Genomic DNA, 19,456 nt, shown 5'->3' on the forward strand with positions numbered 1-19,456 from the left:
GCAGGCCCTCAGAGCACGCGGCCGGGATTCATCCGGTTCTGCGGATCCAGCGCCTGCTTGATCGCGCGCATCAGCTTCAGGGCCACGGGCGACTTGCGCTCGGCCAGCTCGTCGCGCTTCAAGGCGCCGATGCCGTGCTCGGCCGAGAACGAACCGTCGAAGGCCTGCACCGCGTCGTAGACGATGCGGTTGATGCCGTGCTCGTGCGCCGCCAGGAACGCGCCGGCCGGCGTGCCTTCCGGCGCCTGCACGTTGTAGTGCAGGTTGCCGTCGCCGAGGTGGCCGAAGTTGACGAGCCGCACGCCGGGATAGGCTTCGCGCAGCGCGGCATCGGTGCGCTCGCAGAAGGCGGGAATCGCCGACACCGGCAGCGCGATGTCGTGCTTGACGTTGAGACCCTCTTCGGCCTGCGCCAGCGGGATCGATTCGCGCAGATGCCACAGCGCAGCCGACTGCGCGAGGCTCTCGGCGACCGCGGCATCGCCGATCAGCGCCTGCTCCAGCGCCGCCTCCAGCAGCGACTCGAAGCGGGTGCGCGCCGTGTCGAGGCCCTCGGTATCGGCGTACTCCAGCAGCACGGTCCACGGCGCGGGGGCCAGCGGCCGCGGCAGCTGCGGGAAATGCCGGTGCACCAGCGCCAGCGCGAAGTCGCCCATCACCTCGAAGCCGGTGAGCCCCGGGCCGAGCCGCGACTGCGCGAGCGCCAGCAGCGCGACGCACTGGGCCAGGTTCGCGCAGGCCGCCAGCGCGGTCAGGCTGGCCGCGGGTTTCGGATGCAGCTTCAGGGTGGCCGCGGTGATGATGCCCAGCGTGCCCTCGCTGCCGATGAAGAGGTCGCGCAGGTCGTAGCCGGTGTTGTCCTTGCGCAGGCCGGCCAGGCCGTCCCAGACCTCGCCATCGGCGGTGACCACCTCCAGGCCCAGGCAGAGCTCGCGCGCGTTGCCGTAGCGCAGCACCTGCGTGCCGCCGGCGTTGGTCGCGAGGTTGCCGCCGATCGTGCAGCTGCCCTCGGCCGCCAGGCTCAGCGGCAGCAGCAGACCGGCGTCGTCGGCCTGTTGCTGCAGCACCTGCAACACGCAGCCGGCGTCGACGGTCATCGTCAGGTTCGCGGCATCGATGGCCCGCACGCGGTTCATCCGCGACAGGCTCAGCAGCACCTGCGTGCCGCTGTCGTCCGGCACGCCGCCGCCGACGAGGCCGGTATTGCCCCCCTGCGGCACGACGCTTGCGCCGTGCGCGGCGCAGGCCTTCACGACCGCGGCCACCTCGGCCGTGCTGCCCGGCCGCACGACGGCCAGCGCCTTGCCGCGCCAGCGCTTGCGCCAGTCGAGCTCCCAGGCCGACAGGTCGCCGTCGACCAGGACCTGCGGCGCCCCGACGGCGGCGCGCAGCGCATCGATCAGCGCAGCGGCGTCCATGGTCATGCGTTCGATCCCGCCTTGGCCTTCGCCAGCGCCAGGCGGTGCCGCACCTGGGCCGCGCAGGCGCCGAACAGCAGCACGCACAGCAGCACCTGCGTCCAGGCCAGGGGCACCACCAGGCCGCTGCTGCTGGTCGCGCGCACGATGCCTTCGGTGAAGTACAGCCACACCAGCAGGCTCAGCCAGCGGTAGGTGTAGAGCCGGTGCTTCAGCAGTCCGGCGAGCGGAATGGCCAGCGGCACGACCTTCAGCGCCCAGGTGCGCTGGCCCGTGGGCGCGAGCCACAGTTCCCACGCCAGGCCCAGCACGATCAGCGAGAGCAGGCTCGCCACCGCGACGAAGCGCGTGCGTCGCACGAAGCCGTCTGGTGATGGGGCAGGGGACGGCAGGTCGGTCATCGTCAGCGCGGGCACGGCTGGCATGATAGCCGGATGACCCTCGACGACCCCGCCGCGAACGCAGCGCCGACCGGTGCAGGAACCGGCATGCAGGTCGCTGCGCCGAGCGGCGCGCAACCGGGCGCCTTCACGCAGGACGCCGTGCGCCGCCGCCTGCGCACGCAGCTGCGCCGCCTGCTCGACGTGCTGCGCACCTGGCCCTGGTTCGAGACGGTCAAGATGCTGCGCCACCGCTTCCGCGAGGACCACCTCGGCCTCACCGCCAGCAGCCTGACCTTCACCACCCTGATCGGCCTCGTGCCGCTGGCCACCGTCACGCTGGCGCTGTTCTCGGCCTTCCCGATGTTCGGCCGCTTCCAGCTCGCGCTGCAGCAGTACCTGATCCAGAGCCTGGTGCCGGACACCATCGCGCGGCCGGTGCTGCAGGCGCTGACGCAGTTCGCCGCCAAGGCCAGCCGGCTTGGCAGCGTCGGCCTGATCGTGCTCGGGCTCACCGCGCTGGCGCTGGTGTTCACGATCGACCGCACGCTCAACGGCATCTGGCGGGTCAACAAGCCGCGGCCGCTGGCGCAGCGCGTGCTCGTCTACTGGGCGGCGATGACGCTGGGCCCGCTGCTGCTCGGCGCCAGCCTGACGCTCACTTCCTACGCTATCTCGGCATCGAAGGGCATCGTCGGCGAACTGCCCGGCGGCGTCAGCCTGCTGCTGGGCCTGGTCGAGTTCGGCCTGCTGGCCACCGGCATGGCCGGGCTGTTCCGCTTCGTGCCCAACACGCACGTGCAGTGGGCGCATGCCTGGGCCGGCGGGCTGTTCGTCGCCGTCGGCTTCGAGATCGCCAAACGCCTGCTGGCCTGGTACGTCGCCGCGGTGCCGACCTATTCGGTGGTCTACGGCACCTTCGCCACCTTGCCGATCTTCCTGCTGTGGATCTACCTCGGCTGGGTCATCGTGCTGCTCGGCGCGGTGATCGCGGCCTATGCGCCGAGCCTCGCGATGCGCGTGGTGCGGCTGCCCGACCGGCCCGGCCAGCGCTTCGCGCTCGCGGTGTCCATCCTGCGCCTGCTGGCCAATGCCCGCGGCGAGGCGCAACGCGGCTTCAGCCCAGAGGCGTTGGCCGGAGCGCTGCGCATCGATCCGCTGCAGGTCGAGCCGGTCACCGAGGCGCTGGTCGCGCTGGACTGGTGCGGCCGGCTCGACGAAGAGGGCGCCCAGCGCGTGGTGCTGCTGATCGACCCCACGCAGACCCCGGCGGCGCCGCTGATCGACAAGCTGCTGCTGGCCGACAAGCAGGCCACCGGAGCCTTCCGCAACCGCGCCGGCTTCGCGGCGCTGACGGTCGAAGCCCTGATCCACTGAACGCCACTGCCGAACGCGGATAATCCGCGCTCCCGTGAATCCGAACGCCCCCCAGAAGGCGGCGCCCGAAGCGCGTTCGCCGCGACCGCCGCGCACGCCCCGGGCCCCCGGACCGGAAGCGCGCCGCGGCGCACCGCGCCCGGCCAACCCGGTCCCGCCCATCACCTATCCCGAATCGCTGCCGGTCTCCAGCCGGCGCGAGGAGATCGCGCGCGCCATCCGCGAGCATCCGGTGGTCATCGTCTGCGGCGAAACCGGCTCTGGCAAGACCACGCAGCTGCCGAAGATCGCACTCGAGCTCGGGCGGGGCATCGGTGCCGGCGGCCGCGGGATCATCGGCCACACGCAGCCACGCCGCATCGCCGCGTCCAGCGTCGCCAAGCGCATCGCCGACGAGCTGCAGTCGCCGCTCGGCGAGGTCGTCGGCTACAAGGTGCGCTTCCAGGACCGGCTGCAGGCGGGCGCGTCGGTCAAGCTGATGACCGACGGCATCCTGCTCGCCGAGACGCAGAACGATCCCGACCTGCGCGCCTACGACACGCTGATCATCGACGAGGCGCACGAGCGCAGCCTCAACATCGACTTCCTGCTCGGCTACCTGCGCCAGCTGCTGCCGCGCCGGCCCGACCTGAAGATCATCGTGACCTCGGCGACGATCGACGCCGATCGTTTCGCGCAGCATTTCGCCTCGATCCGTGGGCCAGCGCCAGTGATCCAGGTGTCGGGCCGCTTGTACCCCGTCGAGCAGCGCTGGCGTCCCTTCGAGGAGTCGAAAGAGCACGACCTCAACGACGCGATCGCCGACGCGGTCGACGAGCTGTGGCGCGGCGGTCCCGGCGACATCCTCGTCTTCCTGCCCGGCGAGCGCGAGATCCGCGAAGCCGCCGACCACCTGCACAAGCACCTGGCCCAGCAGCATCGCGGCGGCCCGCAGCCCGAGATCCTGCCGCTGTTCGCGCGCCTGTCGCAGCAGGAACAGGATCGCGTCTTCGAAGCCGGCAACGGCCGCCGCATCGTGCTGGCCACCAACGTCGCCGAGACCTCGCTGACGGTGCCCGGCATCCGCTACGTGATCGACTCGGGCCAGGCGCGGGTGAAGCGCTACAGCTTCCGCAACAAGGTCGAGCAGCTGCAGGTCGAGCCGATCAGCCAGGCCGCGGCGAATCAGCGCGCCGGCCGTTGCGGCCGGGTGTCGAACGGCACCTGCATCCGCCTCTACGACGAGGCCGACTTCGCCGGCCGCCCGCGCTTCACCGATCCGGAGATCCTGCGCTCGTCGCTGGCCGGCGTGATCCTGCGCATGAAGAGCCTGCACCTGGGCTCGGTCGAGCAGTTCCCGTTCCTCGAGCCGCCGCGGGCGAAGGCGATCGCCGACGGCTACGCGCTGCTCGGCGAACTCAACGCCGTCGACGACGACAACGAGCTCACGCCGATGGGCCACGAGCTCGCGAAGCTGCCGCTCGACCCGCGCATCGGCCGCATGATCATCGAGGCGCGCGAACGCCATTCCCTGGCGGAAGTGCTGGTGATCGCCTCGGCGCTCAGCGTGCAGGACGTGCGCGACCGCCCGCTCGAACAGCAGCAGGCGGCGGACGAGAAGCACAAGAAGTTCGACGACGAGAAGAGCGAGTTCAGCGGCTACCTGAAGCTGTGGAACTGGCTCGAGGAAGTGCGCGGCGCGCCGGTCCAGGCCGCGCCGGGCGAGGGCGCTGGCGCCACCGCCGCCGCGAACAAGCCGGTCCACAAGCTCAGCCACCGCAAGCAGGAACAGCTGCTGCGCGAGCACTTCATCAGCCCGCGCCGCGTGCGCGAATGGCGCGACATCCACTCTCAGCTGCACACGGTGGTGGCCGAACACGGCTGGCGCCTGAACGGCTCGCCGGCCACCTACGAGCAGGTGCACCTGGCGATGCTCGCCGGCCTGCTCGGCAACGTCGGCGTCAAGCACGACGAGGAGGACTGGTACCTCGGCGCGCGCGGCATCAAGTTCTGGCGCCATCCGGGCGCGCACCTGTCGAAGAAGCCGGGCCGCTGGCTGATCGCCGCCGAACTGGTCGAGACCACGCGGCTGTTCGGCCGCGGGCTCGCGAACATCGACGTGCAGTGGATCCCGGCCATCGCCGGCCACCTGCTCAAGCGCCAGCTGCTCGAGCCGCACTGGGAGAAGAAGGCGGCCGAGGTGATCGCGCTCGAACGCGCCACGTTGTATGGCCTCGTCGTCTACAACAACCGGCGCGTGAACTTCGCGAAGGTCGATGCGAAGGCCGCGCGGGAGCTCTTCATCCGCGCCGCGCTGGTCGACGGCGACTGGGACACGAAGCTGCCCTTCCTCGCGCACAACCGCAAGCTGGTCGCCCAGGTCGAGGAGCTCGAGCACAAGTCGCGCCGCCAGGACGTGCTGGTCGACGACGAGCTGATCTACGCCTTCTACGACCAGCAGCTGCCCGCCGACGTCGCGTCGGGCGCATCGCTGGAGCGCTGGTACCGCGAGGAGTCGAAGCGCCAGCCGCGTCTGCTGCAGATGTCGCGCGACGAGCTGATGCGGCACGAGGCCGCCGGCATCACGACCGCGAGCTATCCGAAGACGATCCGCCTCGGCGGCATCGACTGCAGCGCGAGCTACCTGCACGAGCCGGGCGACGCCAAGGACGGCGTCACGGTGACGGTGCCGATCTATGCGCTGAACCAGGTCAGCGAAGAGCGTTGCGAGTGGCTGGTGCCCGGCATGCTGGCCGGCAAGGTGACGGCGCTGATCAAGAGCCTGCACCAGAAGCCGCGGGCGCGGCTGCAGCCGCTGGCCGAGTTCGTCGCCGAGTTCGTGGAGCTGACGCCCTTCGGCGACGGCGCGCTGATGGACGTGCTGCTGAAGGCGGTGCGCGAGCGCACGCAGCTGGCCGTGCAACGGAACGACTTCAAGCTGGAAATGCTTGCGCCCCACCTGTTCATGAACTTCCGCGTCGTGGACGAACACGGGCGGCAGCTGGGCATGGGTCGCCACCTCGCGACGCTGAAGGCGGAGCTCGGCAGCCAGGCCCGCTCGGCGTTCCAGGCCCTGGCGGCCCTGAAGCTGGGTACGGCCTCAACCGACGCGCCCGCACCGGCACCCGCGGCGGCTCACCGTGGCGCAGCCCGCCCGGCCGGCGCGGCCGCGACGCCGCCGGCGCCGGCGCCGGCCGCGCCGGCCGCCTACACCGCCTGGACCTTCGGCGAGCTGCCCGAGCTGATGGAGCTGAAGAAGGGCGGCCAGACGCTGGTCGGTTTCCCGGCGCTGATCGACAAGGGCGCGCAAGTCGAGATCGAGGTCTTCGACGAGCCCGAGGTCGCCGCGGCGAAGCACCGCGCCGGCCTGCGCCGGCTCATCGCGCTGCAGATCAAGGAGCCGCTGAAGTACCTCGAGAAGAACTTGCCGGACCTGCAGAAGATGGCGGTGCCGTATATGGCGCTCGGCACGCTGGAGGAGCTGCGCCAGCAGATCATCGACGTCGCGCTCGACCGCGCGTTCCTCGGCGACCCGCTGCCGACCGATCAGGCCGGCTTCAAGGCGCGCATCGACGAAGGCCGCGGCCGCCTGAACCTGATCGCGCAGGAAGTCGCGCGCGCCGCCGGCGCGGTGCTGGCCGAGTTCGCCGTCGCGCAGCGCAAGCTGAAGGACAGCCGGCCGCCCAAGGAGGTGGCCGATGACATCGCGGCGCAGCTGCAGCGCCTGGTGCCCAAGCGATTCGTCGCCAGCACGCCGTGGTCGCAGCTGCAGCACCTGGTGCGCTACCTCAAGGCGATCACGCTGCGCCTGGACAAGCTGCGGGCCGACCCGGTGCGCGATGCGCAGCGCCTGGCCGAGCTGCGCCCGCTGGAACAGCGCTGGCAGCGCCGCGTCGCCGAGCTCAAGGGAACGGCCGACGCGCGGCTCGACGAGTACCGCTGGCTGCTCGAGGAGTTGCGGGTGAGTTTCTTCGCGCAGGAGCTGCGCACGCCGCAGCCTGTGAGCGTCAAGCGCCTGGACAAGGCCTGGCAACAGCTCAGCAGCTGAGGCAAAGCCGGTCTTGCGCCGGCGTGCCCGGGGTGCGAAATACCGCACGGAACGACTCGACGGTTACCGCCCGGTTTCGAAACTTAATAGGGGCTGACGCGGATGGAGCCCGATCGAGGCCTCCCTACAATCCGGCCCGCACCGATACGCCCAGGGGCCATTTCAGCCCCGTTGACGGCGCCAAAAGCGTCGCGTTGGGAGGTTCCCTTGAGGACGTACATACTGGCCGCCGCCGGCCTCTGCTGCATCAACCTGGCTTCGGCCCAGACCGCCGCCGAGATCGCCGAGCGCATGGAACGCGCCAAGCGCGATGCCGCGAACCCGCTGCGCATCATCATCGAGGCCGCCCAGGTCAAGCGCACGAAGGCGACGGAGACGGCCACGCCGGCGCCCGCGCCCGCGCCGGCACCCGCCGCGGTCGCGCGTCCGACGCCCGCAGCCGCCCCGGCACCGACGGTTGCGGCCAGCCCGCGACCGAGCCGCAGCGAAACGGCCACCGCCGGCGCCACGCCATCGACCCGGTCGGCGTCGCCCGCACCGGCCGCCGTCGCCGAGCCGATCCCCACGCCGGAGCCGACCGTCGCGGCCGCCCCCGCCAGCGCGGTGCCGGCGCCCGCGCCCGAAGCCTCGGCCGCCATGGCCGCACCGACCCAGCTGGCCGCGACCACGCCACGCGCCGCGCCGCCGGCCCCGCCCGCCGATGCGATCGCGCCGCTGAAGCTGGTGCGCTACGTCGAGCCCGAGATCCCGTCGCGCATCCGCTCGCGCCTGAAGGCGAGCAACGAAGTGACCGTGCTGCTGAAGGTGAACCCGGACGGCAGCGTCGCCGGCGCCGACATCCGCCAGACCACCAGCCGAGCGCTCGACGCGGTGGTGCTCGACGCGGTCAAGCAGTGGCGCTACGACCCGGTTCCCGAGCCGCGCGAGCACGCGGTGCAGCTGGTGTTCAACCTCAGCGAGTGACCCTGCCGGCAACGCCGGACCGACCCACGCCGCCTAACGGCTGAACAGCGCGAGGGCGCGGTCCATGCCGCCCTCTTCGATCGAGATCATCGCCTGCTCGCGCACCGCGGGCTTGCCGTGGAAGCAGATCGACAGCCCGGCCACCGACATCATCGGCAGGTCGTTCGCCCCGTCGCCGACGGCGATGGCCTGGGCGCTCTCGATGCCCATCAGCTCGCACACTTCCAGCAGCACGCGGCGCTTCTCGGCGCCGTCGCAGATGTCGCCCCACGGGCGGTCGACCATGCGGCCGGTGAGCCGGTCGTGCTCGATCTCCAGCATGTTGGCGCGCGCGAAGTCCAGCTTCAGCCGGTGCCGCACACGCTCGCTGAAGAAGGTGAAGCCGCCGGAGACCAGCAGCGTCTTCAGCCCCGCTGCCTGCAGCGCCTGCACGAACTGCTCGACGCCCGGGTTCAGGCGCAGCTTGTCGTTGTAGACCGACTCCAGCGCCGACGATGGCACGCCGCGCAGCAGCTGCACGCGCCGGCGCAGGCTTTCCTTGTAGTCGGCGATCTCGCCGCGCATCGCCGCCTCGGTGATCGCCGCGACTTCCGCCTTGCGGCCGGCCGCGGCGGCGATTTCGTCGACGCACTCGATGTTGATCAGCGTCGAGTCCATGTCGAACGCGACGAGGCGGTAGTCGGCCAGCGGCAGCGGCGGCGTGACGCCGCGCACGAAGAGGCCGGGGGCGAATTCGATCGCGCTCATCTGCCGGCGGATCACGGCGCGCTGCAGAAGCAGTGCACGACGGTCGAGAAGGGCTGGCGGCGGTCGGTCAGCTCCGAAAGCCACGACAGCTCGCGGCCGATGTCGCGTACTTCGGGCGGCAGCACCGCGAGCGGGCCGCCGGCCTGCTGCGCCGCTTCGGCCAGGTAGGGCATCGCCGCCTGCACCGCGCCGGCGCCGAAGAAGCTGAGCATGCGGGCCAGTCGCCCCGGCTCGCGTTCGACATAGACGATGCGGTAGCCGGGCGACACCTTTGCGCGCGAGGCCGCGGCGTCGAGCGCATCGCGGAAGCTGCCGAGCCGGTCGACCAGGCCGCGTTCCTTCGCCTGGGCGCCGGTCCAGACGCGGCCCTGCGCCACGTCGTCCAGCTTCTCCGGCGTCGTCTTGCGCGCGGCGGCGGCCTTGGCGGTGAAGTCCGTGTAGATGCGGCCGACGGTCGACTGCACCAGCGCCGCGAAGCGCGGGTCCATCGGCTTGCGCGGGTCGTAGGCGTGGGTCAGCCAGGTGGTGCCGTAGCCGGCGGTATTGACCGACAGCTTGGACATCAGGCCCTCGGCCGTGGGCAGCATCGCGAAGACACCGATCGAGCCGGTCAGGGTCGCCGGATCGGCGATCACCTCGTCGGCGGCCATCGAGATCCAGTAGCCGCCCGACGCGGCGACATCGCCCATCGACACGACCACCGGCTTGCCGGCCGCCCGCGTCAGTTCCAGCTCACGGCGCACCAGCTCGGAGCCGAAGGCACTGCCGCCCGGCGAGCGCACGCGCAGCACGATGGCCTTGACGTGCTTGTCGTCGCGCGCCTGGCGCACCAGCTCGGCGGTCGAGCGGCCGCCGACGGCCCCCGGAGGGGCATCGCCGTCGCTGATCTCGCCCTCGGCGACGATGACGCCGATCGCGTCGCCGGTGGGCAGCTGCGGGCCCTGGCGGGCCAGGTATTCACCGAAGCCGATCTGGCGGAAGGTCTTGCCGTCGGCGTCCTTCGCGCCGCGCTCGATGATCATCGCGCGCAGCTCGTCGCGGGTCTTCAGGCCGTCGACCAGCTTGGTCTCCAGCGCCAGCCTGGCGATGTCGCCGCCGGCGGCCGGCAGGCGCTGCGGCAGTTCCTCGATGCCCTTGGCGATGTGGCCCGCGGGCAGCTTGCGCGCGGCCTCCACGCTGGCCGTGTAGTCGGCCCACAGGCCGTCGTACAGCTGCGCGTCGGATTCCAGCGTCTCCTTCGACGGCGCCTTCGCGAAGTAGGGCTCGCCGAAGTTCTTGTACTTGCCGGCGCGGATGACGTTGGCGCTGACGCCCAGGCGGTCGAAGGCCTCCTTGTAGTAGTTGCGCAGCCGGCCGAAGCCTTCCATGTAGACCAGGCCCATCGGGTGCACGTAGACCTCGTCGGCATGCGCGGCGAGGAAGTACTGGCGCTGGTCGTAGCCCGAGCCCCAGGCGACGACCTTCCTGCCGCCGGACTCCTTCTTGTAGCGGACCAGCGCCTGCGCCACTTCGCGCAGGTTCGGCAGGCCGCCGCCGGCGAAGTCGTCGAGCACCAGCACGACGCCGGCGATCTTCGGGTCCTTCGCCGCGAGTTCCAGCGCGCGCAGCACGTCGCGCAGCTGCACCTGGTCGTCGGGCTCGCCGCGCAGCTGCTTCATCGCGCGGTCGCGTGCATTGCCGGAGCGCTGGTCGACCAGCGGGCCGCTCAGGTTCAGCACCAGCATGGTCTTGTCGAGGATCGGCGGCGGGCCGCTGCGCAACCAGGCGACGAAGATCGCGCCGACGATCAGCAGGAACAGGAAGTTCAGCACCAGCCGGCGGCTGCCGTCGACCAGCCACCACAGGCCGCCGAAGATGCGGCGCAGCAGGCCGGGGCGCCGCGGCGCGGCCGGCGGCGGGCTGGACGGCGCGGGCACCGGGGAAGGCGCGGGGGCGGGCACCGCGGCGGGTGTGAGGTCGTCGTTCATGGGGTTCCTGGGAAATTCGGGCCGCGGTCCGGGCGGCGATGTCAGGCGACGACCGGCTTCGGCTGCCCGAGGCCGCGCAGCACGTCGCGGATGAACTGCGCGCGGTCCTTCGGATCGGCGATCTCACGCTCGATGCGCAGCTTGTCGTTGCCCGCCAGCTTGATGTGCCGGTGCTTCTGCACCAGCTCGATGATGCGCATCGCGTCCACCGGCGGATTCGGCTTGAAGGTGATCGACATCAGCTTCGGATTCGCATCGATCTTCATCACGCCGTAGGGCCTGGCCAGCACGCGCAGCCGGTGCGTGTCGAACAGCGTCTGCGCTTGCGCCGGCAGCTTGCCGAAACGGTCGGTGATCTCCTCGAGCATCGTGTCGAGCTGCTCCGGTCGCTCGGCGGTGGCCAGGCGCTTGTACAGGTTCAGCCGCGTGTGCACGTCGCCGCAGTAGGCGTCGGGCAGCAGCGCGGGCGCGTGCAGGTTGATCTCGGTCGAGCCGCCGAACACCCCGGTGGGGGACAGCAAGTCCGGCTCCCGACCGGCCTTCAACGAACGCACGGCCTCGGCCAGCATGTCGTTGTAGAGCTGGAAGCCGACCTCCTGCATGTTGCCGCTCTGGTGCTCGCCGAGCACCTCGCCGGCACCACGGATCTCCAGGTCGTGCATCGCGAGGTAGAAGCCCGACCCGAGCTCCTCCATGCTCTGGATCGCTTCCAGGCGCAGCGAGGCCTGCTTGGTCAGCGTCTCGGTGTCGGGCACCAGCAGGTAGGCGTAGGCCTGGTGGTGGCTGCGGCCGACGCGCCCGCGCAGCTGGTGCAGCTGCGCCAGGCCGAACTTGTCGGCGCGGCTGATGACGATGGTGTTCGCGCTCGGTACGTCGATGCCGGTTTCGATGATGGTCGAGCACAGCAGCACGTTGTAGCGCTGCGCGACGAAGTCGCGCATCACGCTTTCCAGCTCGCGCTCGGGCATCTGGCCGTGCGCGACCGCGATGCGCGCTTCCGGCAGCAGCTCGGCCAGGCGGTCGCGGCGGGCGGCGATGGTCTCGACCTCGTTGTGCAGGAAGTAGACCTGGCCGCCGCGCTTCAACTCGCGCAGCACGGCCTCGCGGATGATGCTGTTGCCTTCGTTGCGCACGAAGGTCTTGATCGCCAGGCGGCGCTGCGGCGCGGTGGCGATGACCGAGAGGTCGCGCAGGCCCTCGAGCGCCATGCCCAGCGTGCGCGGGATCGGCGTCGCGGTCAGCGTCAGCACGTCGACCTCGCTGCGCATCGCCTTGATCGCCTCCTTGTGGCGCACGCCGAAGCGGTGCTCCTCGTCGATGATCAGCAGGCCCAGGCGCTTGTACTTGACCTCGCTGGACAGCAGCTTGTGCGTGCCGACGACGATGTCGACCGTGCCGTTCTCCAGCCCTTCGAGCGCAATCTTCACTTCCTTCGGCGAGCGGAAGCGCGAGAGCTCGGCCACCTTCACCGGCCATTTGCCGAAGCGGTCGACCAGCGTCTGGTAGTGCTGCTCGGCCAGCAGCGTGGTCGGCGCCAGCAGCGCCACCTGCTTGCCGCCGTGCACCGCGACGAAAGCCGCGCGCAGCGCGACCTCGGTCTTGCCGAAGCCGACGTCGCCGCAGACCAGGCGGTCCATCGGCTGCGGCGAGATCAGGTCCTGGATCACCGCGTGGATCGCGGCGCGCTGGTCGGGCGTCTCCTCGAAGCCGAAGCTGGCGGCGAAGGCTTCGTAGTCGTGCGGCGTGAAGCGGTGCGCATGGCCCTCGCGCGCAGCGCGGCGGGCGTAGAGGTTCAGCAGCTCCGCGGCGGTGTCGCGCACCTGCTCGGCCGCCTTGCGCTTGGCCTTCTCCCACGCCGCCGAGCCCAGCTTGTGCAGCGGTGCCTCGTCGGCGCTGACGCCGGTGTAGCGGCTGATCAGGTGCAGCTGCGACACCGGCACGTACAGCGTCGCCTTGTCGGCGTACTCGAGGTGCAGGAACTCCGACGCCCCCTCGCCGAGGTCGATGTTGATCAGCCCCTGGTAGCGCCCGATGCCGTGGTTCGCATGCACCACCGGGTCGCCGATCTTCAGCTCGGACAGGTCCTTGATCAGCGCGTCGACGCTGCTGGTCTGTTCCTGCTTGCGGCGGCGCCGGGCTTGCGGCGTCGAGGCGAAGAGCTCGGTCTCGGTGATGAACTGGATCGCCCGCTTTTCCGCCGGTTCGTGCCAGAAGAAGCCGGCGGCCAGCGGGGCGGCGGTGATCGCCACCTTCTCGTCGCTGGCCTCGAACTCGGCCAGCGTCCCGACGCTCGGCGGATCGATCCTGTGGTCGCGCAGCAGCTCCAGCAGGCTCTCGCGGCGGCCCTCGCTCTCGGCGACGATCAGCACGCGGTGCGGCGTGGCATCGAGGTGCTTGCCCAGCAGCGCCAGCGGCTCGGTCGCGCCGCGGTCGACCGCGATGTCGGGCAGCGGCCGCGCCCAGTCCACCGGTTCGTTGCCGCGCAATGCGAGCGTCGCCTGCCGGTTGGCGTTGGCGAAGAACTCGTCGCTGCGCTGGAAGATCTCCTCCGGCGGCAGGATCGGCCGGTCGGGGTCGGCCGCGAGGAAGCGGTGGCGCTCGCGGGTATCGGTCCAGAAGCGCTCGAGCGCCGCGTCGACCTCGCCGTGCAGCACCAGCATCGCCTCGCTGCCCAGGTAGTCGAAGATGGTCGCGGTCTGCTCGAAGAACAGCGGCAGGAAGTACTCGATGCCGGCAGTCGCGATGCCCTGGGCGATGTCCTTGTAGATGCGGCTCTTGGTCGGGTCGCCGTCGAGCTTCTCGCGCCAGCGTTGACGGAAGGTGGTGCGTGCCGCCTCGTCCATCGGGAACTCGCGGCCGGGCAGCAGGCGCACTTCGGGCACCGGGAACAGGCTGCGCTGGCTGTCGGGGTCGAAGGTGCGGATCGAGTCGACCTCGTTGTCGAACAGGTCGACGCGGTAGGGCACCAGCGAGCCCATCGGAAACAGGTCGATCAGCCCGCCGCGCACCGCGTACTCGCCCGGCGACACGACCTGGCTGACGTGGTTGTAGCCGGCCAGCGTCAGTTGCGCGCGCAGCGCCGCTTCGTCGAGCCTGGTCTTCTGCTTGAACTGGAAGGTCGTGCCGGCGAGGAACGATGGCGGGGCAAGGCGCGTCAGCGCCGTCGTCGCCGGCAGCAGCACGACGTCGGCTTCCCGCGTATGGATGCGCCACAGCGTGGCCAGGCGCTCGCTGATCAGGTCCTGGTGCGGGCTGAAGGTGTCGTAGGGCAGCGTCTCCCAGTCGGGGAAGACGGTGGTGCGCAGGCCGGGCACGAAGAACGGCAGCTCGTCGGCGAGGCGCTGCGCGTCGGCCGGCTCGGCGGTGACGATCGCCAGCAGCCGTTTCTCGCCCGCGCGCGCCTGCGCGACGCGCGCGAGCAGCAGCGCATCGGCCGAACCGATCGGACGGGGCAGGGTGAAGCGCTTTCCGGGCGCGATCGAGGGCAGTTGCATGCGGCGGGGCAAAAGCAAGACGCCCCGGCGCTCGGGTGCCGGGGCGGCTCAACGGGTGAATTCTAGAATCCTGCGAATGAGTTCATACGCTGTCGGCCTGGAGCCGCGCTGCTTCGCACTGGTGCCCTGTGCGGGCATCGGCGAACGCGCGGCCACCGGCGGCCCGAAGCAATACGCGCTCCTGCACGGCCAGGCACTGGTGGCGCACACGCTGGCCGCATTGGCCGCGGTCTCGCGGATCGCGGCGACGCTGGTCGTGCTGGCGCCCAACGATGCGCTGTTCGAATCCGCCGTGCCCGGCTTCGGTGTCGCCGACGGTCAGTGGTTGGCCCGCTGCGGCGGGGCCACGCGCGCAGAGACGGTCGCCAACGGCCTCGACGAGTTGCTGGCGCGCGGCGCCCGGCCGCACGACTGGGTGCTGGTGCACGACGCGGCCCGCGGTTTGCTCCGGGCCGAGTGGGTCGACCGGCTGATCGACGCCTGCGCCGACGACGAGGTCGGCGGCCTGCTCGCGCTGCCGGTGGCCGACACCTTGAAGCAGGCCGGCAGCGACCGTGGCGACCGCATCGACAGCACCGTCTCCCGCAGCGGCAAGTGGGCCGCGCAGACGCCGCAGATGTTCCGGCTCGGCTTGCTGCGCCCGGCGCTGGCGCACGCGGGCGGCGAGGTCACCGACGAAGCCAGCGCGATCGAAGCGCTGGGCCACGCGCCGAAGCTGGTGCGGGGCGAGGCCGAGAACTTCAAGCTCACCTGGCCCGGCGACTTCGCGCTGGCCGAACGACTGCTGAGGACCCGATGACTCATTTCCACTGGCGTGTCGGCGAAGGCTGGGACACCCACCAGCTGGTCACCGGACGGCCGCTCATCCTGGGCGGCATCACGATTCCGCACAGCCATGGGCTGCTCGGCCATTCGGATGCCGATGCGCTGCTGCATGCGATCACGGACGCGCTGTTCGGCGGCGCCGGCCTGGGCGACATCGGCCGCCACTTCCCGGACACCGACCCGGCCTTCCGCGGCGCGGATTCGTTCCAGCTGCTGACCGAAGCCGGGCGCCGCGTGCGCGAAGCCGGATGGCGCGTCGGCAACATCGACTCGACCATCGTCGCGCAGGCGCCGAAGATGGCGCCGCACATCCCGGCGATGCGCGCGCGCATCGCGGTGGCGCTCGGCATCGAGGAGTCGGCGGTCAACGTCAAGGCGAAGACCGCCGAGCAGATGGGCCCGGTCGGCGAGGGCCGGGCCATCGAAGCCCGCGCGGTCTGCCTGCTGTGGCGCACGCCCGGCGAGCCCAGCCCCTCGTGACCCGCGCGGGCTTCGCGGCCGCGTCTCAGCCGACGTGGATCGTGACGTTGCGCGGCTTGGCCTCCGCGGCCTTCGGCAGCTCGATCTTCAGCACGCCGTCCCGGTAGATGGCGCGGGCCTGGTCGCTCTTGACCGGCACGGGCAAGCTGACGCGACGCTGGAAGCTGCCGTACGCGCACTGCAGCGTGCGCCAGCGGCCTTCGGTCGACTCGCGCTCGAAGCGCTTCTCGCCACGCACGTGCAGCGTGTCGCCGATCACCTCGACGTCGAAGTTCTTCTTGTCCATGCCCGGAACCTCGAGCCGGACGACGAGGCGCCGGTCGTCCTCGAACACGTCGCCGCCGAGCATCGCCCAGGACTGCGACGGCAGGAAGCCGGCGTCGTCGATGTCGCCACGCGCCGGGAGATTGGCCGACTCACCGGCCCGGAAGCGCGTCAACGCGCCGCCGGCCGACTCGCGCAGCCGATGGAAGCCTTCGGTCACGGTGTCCTTCAGCGAACCGAGGCCGTGCTTGATGTCGTGCATCTTCATCGGATCCTCCATTCGTGTGGCGTCGAGGCGGTCCGGCGCCCCCCGGGGCGATCCGGACCGCGGCGCGACGCAAGTTCAGCCGACGTTGACCGCGATCTTGCGCGGCTGGGCGTGCGGCGCCTTCGGGATGCGCACGCGCAGCACGCCCTGGTTCAGCTCGGCGCTGACCTTGTCGGCATCGAGCTCCTTGCTCAACGCGAACCCGCGGCGGTAGCGGGACAGCTGCACCTCGGCATGGTGCGCTTCCATGCCCTGGGGCACGGTCAGCGCCACCTCGGCCTCGATGGCCAGCGTGTCGCCTTCGACGCGCAGGTTCAGCTTGTCGCGCGGCACGCCCGGCAGGTCGGCGTACAGCGTGATGCCGGTCGAATCCTCGATCACGTCCACCGGCGGCCACAGCGCCAGGTCCTGGCGCGACGAATCGCGTTGCGCGACGCTGTTGTCAGCGGTCTTGGTCACGGCGTTGCTCATGGTCTTCGCTCCTGGATTCATTGCACTTGGATGCGGCGCGGCTGCGCGGCGGCGCGGCGCTGGATGCTGATGTGCAGCACGCCATCGGTGTACTTCGCGCTCACGGCGTTCGGGTCGATGTCGTCGGGCAGGCTGACGACGCGGCGGAAGCGGCCGTTGAAGCGCTCGTTGGCGTGCACGGTCACCTTCTCGTCGCTCTTCGGCAGCGCTTCCTTGCGCTCGCCGGCCAGCGTCAGCACGCCGCGGTCGAGGTTGACGTCGATGCTCGCCGGGTCGAGCCCCGGCGCGAAGGCATAGACCTCGACGCTCTGCGGCGTGCCGCCGACGTTCAGCGCCGGGTAGCCGCCGCGGCCGACGCCGCGGATGCCGGGCGATTGGTCAAACACCTGCTGCATCTCGCGCTGCAGGCGGTCCATTTCTGCGAACAGGTCGCGCGGAAACAGGCTTCGATACATGGCGTGGTCCTTCGTCGGTTGGTGAAAGTCGGCCCGGCTGTTGCCGGCCCGATGCATCCGATCTAGGGACCGCCGGAGCGCTTTTCAAGGGCCGCGTGATGCGTCCTTGTGCTGCCGCAAAGGGGCGGCGGCGGGGTGGGCCGGCGAGGTCAGGGCGCGGGCGCGCGCTTGAGCCGGATGTGCAGCATCAGCCCGCCGTCCGGCGCATTGGCCACCTCCACCGAGCCGCCCATGCGCTGCATCGCCTTGTCGACGATCGCCAGCCCCAGGCCCGCGCCGGTGGCCGCGGTGCGCGCGGCATCGCCGCGGAAGAAAGGCGTCGTCAGCTGCGACAGCTTTTCCTGCGCGACGCCCGGCCCGCGGTCGCGCACGGTGACGATCACCCACGGCCCCGAGCGCACGTAGCTCACGGTGACGACGGCGATGCCGGTCTCGGTGGTGCGGCCGTAGCGGCGCGCGTTCTCGAACAGGTTCTGGAAGACGCGGCCGAGCTCGATCTCGTCGGCCATCACCACGAGGTCGATCGCCACCTTCGAGGTGATCTGGATCTCCGACGGATCGCGGAAGGCCGAGGCTTCCTTGTCGATCAGCTTCGACAGGTGCACCGGCCGCAGATGCGTCTCGCCGGGCCGCGCGTAGTCCATGAACTTGTCGATGATCGCGTCGAGCTGGTCGATGTCGGAGGCCATGTTGCGGCGCGCCTCCTCGTCGCTGACGCTCATCTCGGCTTCGAGCCGCAACCGCGCCAGCGGCGTGCGCAGGTCGTGGCTGATGCCGGCCAGCATCACCGCGCGGTCTTCCTCCACCTTCGCGAGCTCGCGCGCCATGCGGTTGAAGCCCATGTTGACCTCGCGGATCTCGCTGGTCAGCGTGTTCTCGTCGAGGCGCGAGTCGTACTCGCCGCCGCGGATGCGGCTGGCCGCGAAGGACAGGTCGCGCAGCGGCCGGTTGATCAGTCGTGCGATGGCCACCGAGCCGATCACGGTGGCCAGCACCGCGATGCTGACCCAGACGATCCAGGTGTCGCGTGTCAGCGGATGGATGCGCGCGGCCTCGGCCTGCAGCCACCAGGGATCGTTCTCGATCGAGAAGCCGACCCACAGCCCGGGCTGGCCGTTGACGCTGCGCGCGACGACGGTGTCCGGCCCGAGGCGCGAGCGGATCTCCCCACCGATCTTGCGGGTGAAACGGTCCTCTTCAAAGGGTTCCCATTTGTCGCCCGGCTCCCGCGGCGTTACACGGATCTCCTCGCTGGTCTTCATCGCCTTGACCAGCGCGACGCGGTTGATGCGGTCCGCGTAGCGCAGGCCCTCGCGCGAGAGGTTCACGAGGCTGGCGATCTGCTGCGCGGCCAGCACCACGCGCGGCTCGGACTCGAGCGCGCGCAAGGTCTGCACCCACGCGAAGATGCCGCCGCCCAGCAGCAGCCCCAGCAGGAAGAAGGTGCGCCAGAAGAGGCTCAGGCCGACCCGTTTCTTGTCCGCCATGTCAGTGGCGCCCGGCCGTCCGAAGCCACTGACGCGCCCCCTCGGGGGGCCGTGAGCGAAGCGAGCTTGGGGGTCTCATTAGGGCGTTCAGGCCATCAGGTCGCGCCGTCCGGCACGAACACATAGCCGACACCCCAGACGGTCTGGATGTAGCGGGGCTGCGAAGGATCGGGCTCGATCATCTTGCGCAGGCGCGACACCTGCACGTCGAGGCTGCGGTCGAAGGGCTCGAACTCGCGGCCGCGTGCCAGCTGGGCCAGCTTGTCGCGCGACAGCGGCTGGCGCGGGTGGCGCACCAGGGCCTTCAGCATCGAGAACTCGCCGGTGGTCAGCGCGATCTGCTCGCCGCTCTTGGTCAGGCGGCGCAGCGACAGGTCGAACTCGAACGGGCCGAAGCTGACGACCTGGGCTTCCTTCGAGGGCGCGCCCGGGGCTTCCGGCGCCGGGCGGCGGCGCAGCACGGCATGGATGCGTGCCAGCAGCTCGCGCGGGTTGAAGGGCTTGGGCAGGTAGTCGTCGGCGCCGACCTCCAGGCCGACGATGCGGTCGACGTCCTCGACCTTGGCCGTCAGCATGATGATCGGCGTCATGTCGTTGGCCGCGCGCAGGCGGCGGCAGATCGACAGGCCGTCTTCCCCCGGCAGCATCAGGTCGAGCACGATCAGGTCGATCGTCTCGCGGGTCATCAGCCGGTTCAGCGCCTTGGCGTCCTCGGCCAGCAGGACCTCGAAGCCTTCCTGCGTCAGGTAGCGGCGCAGCAGGTCGCGGATGCGGGCGTCGTCGTCGACGACGACGATCCGATCGGCTCGAGCGTTTGCAGGCGCATTCATGCG

At 70.7% G+C, this 19,456-nt stretch carries 15 protein-coding genes; 5 read left to right on the plus strand and 10 right to left on the minus strand.

Annotated elements, in window-relative coordinates; genetic code table 11:
* Positions 1-8: 8 nt before the first annotated feature.
* Both P1K89_RS22845 and P1K89_RS22850 read right to left on the minus strand, forming a co-directional pair.
* Positions 9-1,424 (minus strand): FAD-binding oxidoreductase, encoded by a 1,416-nt coding sequence (locus P1K89_RS22845; RefSeq protein WP_439898019.1) that lies wholly within the window; start codon positions 1,422-1,424, stop codon positions 9-11.
* Complete coding sequence (locus tag P1K89_RS22850) at positions 1,421-1,843, minus strand: DUF2069 domain-containing protein (RefSeq protein WP_439898020.1); 423 nt, start codon at positions 1,841-1,843, stop codon at positions 1,421-1,423. The genes P1K89_RS22845 and P1K89_RS22850 overlap by 4 nt, the downstream gene beginning before the upstream one ends.
* Positions 1,844-1,852: 9 nt before the next feature.
* On the opposite strand from P1K89_RS22850, the gene P1K89_RS22855 reads away from it, so the two are divergent.
* From P1K89_RS22855 to P1K89_RS22865, 3 genes are all read left to right on the plus strand, one after another.
* Positions 1,853-3,175 carry a YihY family inner membrane protein gene (locus P1K89_RS22855; protein WP_439898021.1) on the plus strand — a complete coding sequence of 441 codons (1,323 nt, stop codon included), beginning with the start codon at positions 1,853-1,855 and terminating at the stop codon, positions 3,173-3,175.
* A gap of 19 nt (positions 3,176-3,194) precedes the next feature.
* A complete protein-coding gene (hrpA, locus tag P1K89_RS22860) occupies positions 3,195-7,202 on the plus strand; it encodes an ATP-dependent RNA helicase HrpA (RefSeq protein ID WP_284618909.1) in 4,008 nt (1,335 codons plus the stop codon).
* 207 nt (positions 7,203-7,409) lie between these two features.
* Positions 7,410-8,165 carry an energy transducer TonB family protein gene (locus tag P1K89_RS22865; protein WP_284618830.1) on the plus strand — a complete coding sequence of 252 codons (756 nt, stop codon included), beginning with the start codon at positions 7,410-7,412 and terminating at the stop codon, positions 8,163-8,165.
* Between the two features lie 33 nt (positions 8,166-8,198).
* On the opposite strand, the gene serB is transcribed toward P1K89_RS22865, so the two are convergent.
* From serB to mfd, 3 genes are read right to left on the minus strand one after another with little or no spacing between them, the layout of a single operon-like run.
* On the minus strand, positions 8,199-8,912 hold the full coding sequence (serB, locus tag P1K89_RS22870; protein WP_284618831.1) for a phosphoserine phosphatase SerB: 714 nt from the start codon (positions 8,910-8,912) through the stop codon (positions 8,199-8,201).
* Between the two features lie 11 nt (positions 8,913-8,923).
* Positions 8,924-10,879 carry a signal peptide peptidase SppA gene (gene sppA / locus P1K89_RS22875; RefSeq protein ID WP_284618832.1) on the minus strand — a complete coding sequence of 652 codons (1,956 nt, stop codon included), beginning with the start codon at positions 10,877-10,879 and terminating at the stop codon, positions 8,924-8,926.
* Between the two features lie 41 nt (positions 10,880-10,920).
* Positions 10,921-14,373, minus strand: coding sequence for a transcription-repair coupling factor (mfd, locus tag P1K89_RS22880; RefSeq protein ID WP_284618833.1), 3,453 nt, complete (start codon positions 14,371-14,373; stop codon positions 10,921-10,923).
* Between the two features lie 76 nt (positions 14,374-14,449).
* Here mfd and ispD point away from each other — a divergent pair, with 76 nt between their 5' ends.
* Positions 14,450-15,172 (plus strand): 2-C-methyl-D-erythritol 4-phosphate cytidylyltransferase, encoded by a 723-nt coding sequence (gene ispD, locus P1K89_RS22885; RefSeq protein WP_284618834.1) that lies wholly within the window; start codon positions 14,450-14,452, stop codon positions 15,170-15,172.
* Positions 15,169-15,678, plus strand: a complete 510-nt coding sequence (ispF, locus tag P1K89_RS22890; RefSeq protein WP_284618835.1) for a 2-C-methyl-D-erythritol 2,4-cyclodiphosphate synthase — start codon at positions 15,169-15,171, stop codon at positions 15,676-15,678. Before ispD ends, ispF begins: the two co-directional genes overlap by 4 nt.
* Positions 15,679-15,703: 25 nt before the next feature.
* Here the strand turns inward: ispF and P1K89_RS22895 are convergent, their stop codons facing one another.
* The 5 genes from P1K89_RS22895 to ompR form a co-directional block, all read right to left on the minus strand.
* Entirely contained in the window at positions 15,704-16,210 is a 507-nt protein-coding gene (locus tag P1K89_RS22895; RefSeq protein ID WP_284618836.1) for an Hsp20/alpha crystallin family protein, read from the minus strand.
* 75 nt (positions 16,211-16,285) lie between these two features.
* Entirely contained in the window at positions 16,286-16,681 is a 396-nt protein-coding gene (locus P1K89_RS22900; protein ID WP_284618837.1) for an Hsp20/alpha crystallin family protein, read from the minus strand.
* Between the two features lie 17 nt (positions 16,682-16,698).
* On the minus strand, positions 16,699-17,136 hold the full coding sequence (locus P1K89_RS22905; RefSeq protein WP_284618838.1) for an Hsp20 family protein: 438 nt from the start codon (positions 17,134-17,136) through the stop codon (positions 16,699-16,701).
* A 149-nt stretch (positions 17,137-17,285) separates the two neighbouring features.
* Complete coding sequence (locus tag P1K89_RS22910; RefSeq protein ID WP_284618839.1) at positions 17,286-18,623, minus strand: sensor histidine kinase family protein; 1,338 nt, start codon at positions 18,621-18,623, stop codon at positions 17,286-17,288.
* Positions 18,624-18,718: 95 nt separating this feature from the next.
* Positions 18,719-19,453 carry an osmolarity response regulator transcription factor OmpR gene (ompR, locus tag P1K89_RS22915; protein WP_284618840.1) on the minus strand — a complete coding sequence of 245 codons (735 nt, stop codon included), beginning with the start codon at positions 19,451-19,453 and terminating at the stop codon, positions 18,719-18,721.
* Between the last annotated feature and the right edge of the window lie 3 nt (positions 19,454-19,456).

The sequence above is a fragment of the Aquabacterium humicola genome, assembly GCF_030167915.1.
Taxonomy (GTDB): domain Bacteria; phylum Pseudomonadota; class Gammaproteobacteria; order Burkholderiales; family Burkholderiaceae_C; genus Pseudaquabacterium; species Pseudaquabacterium humicola.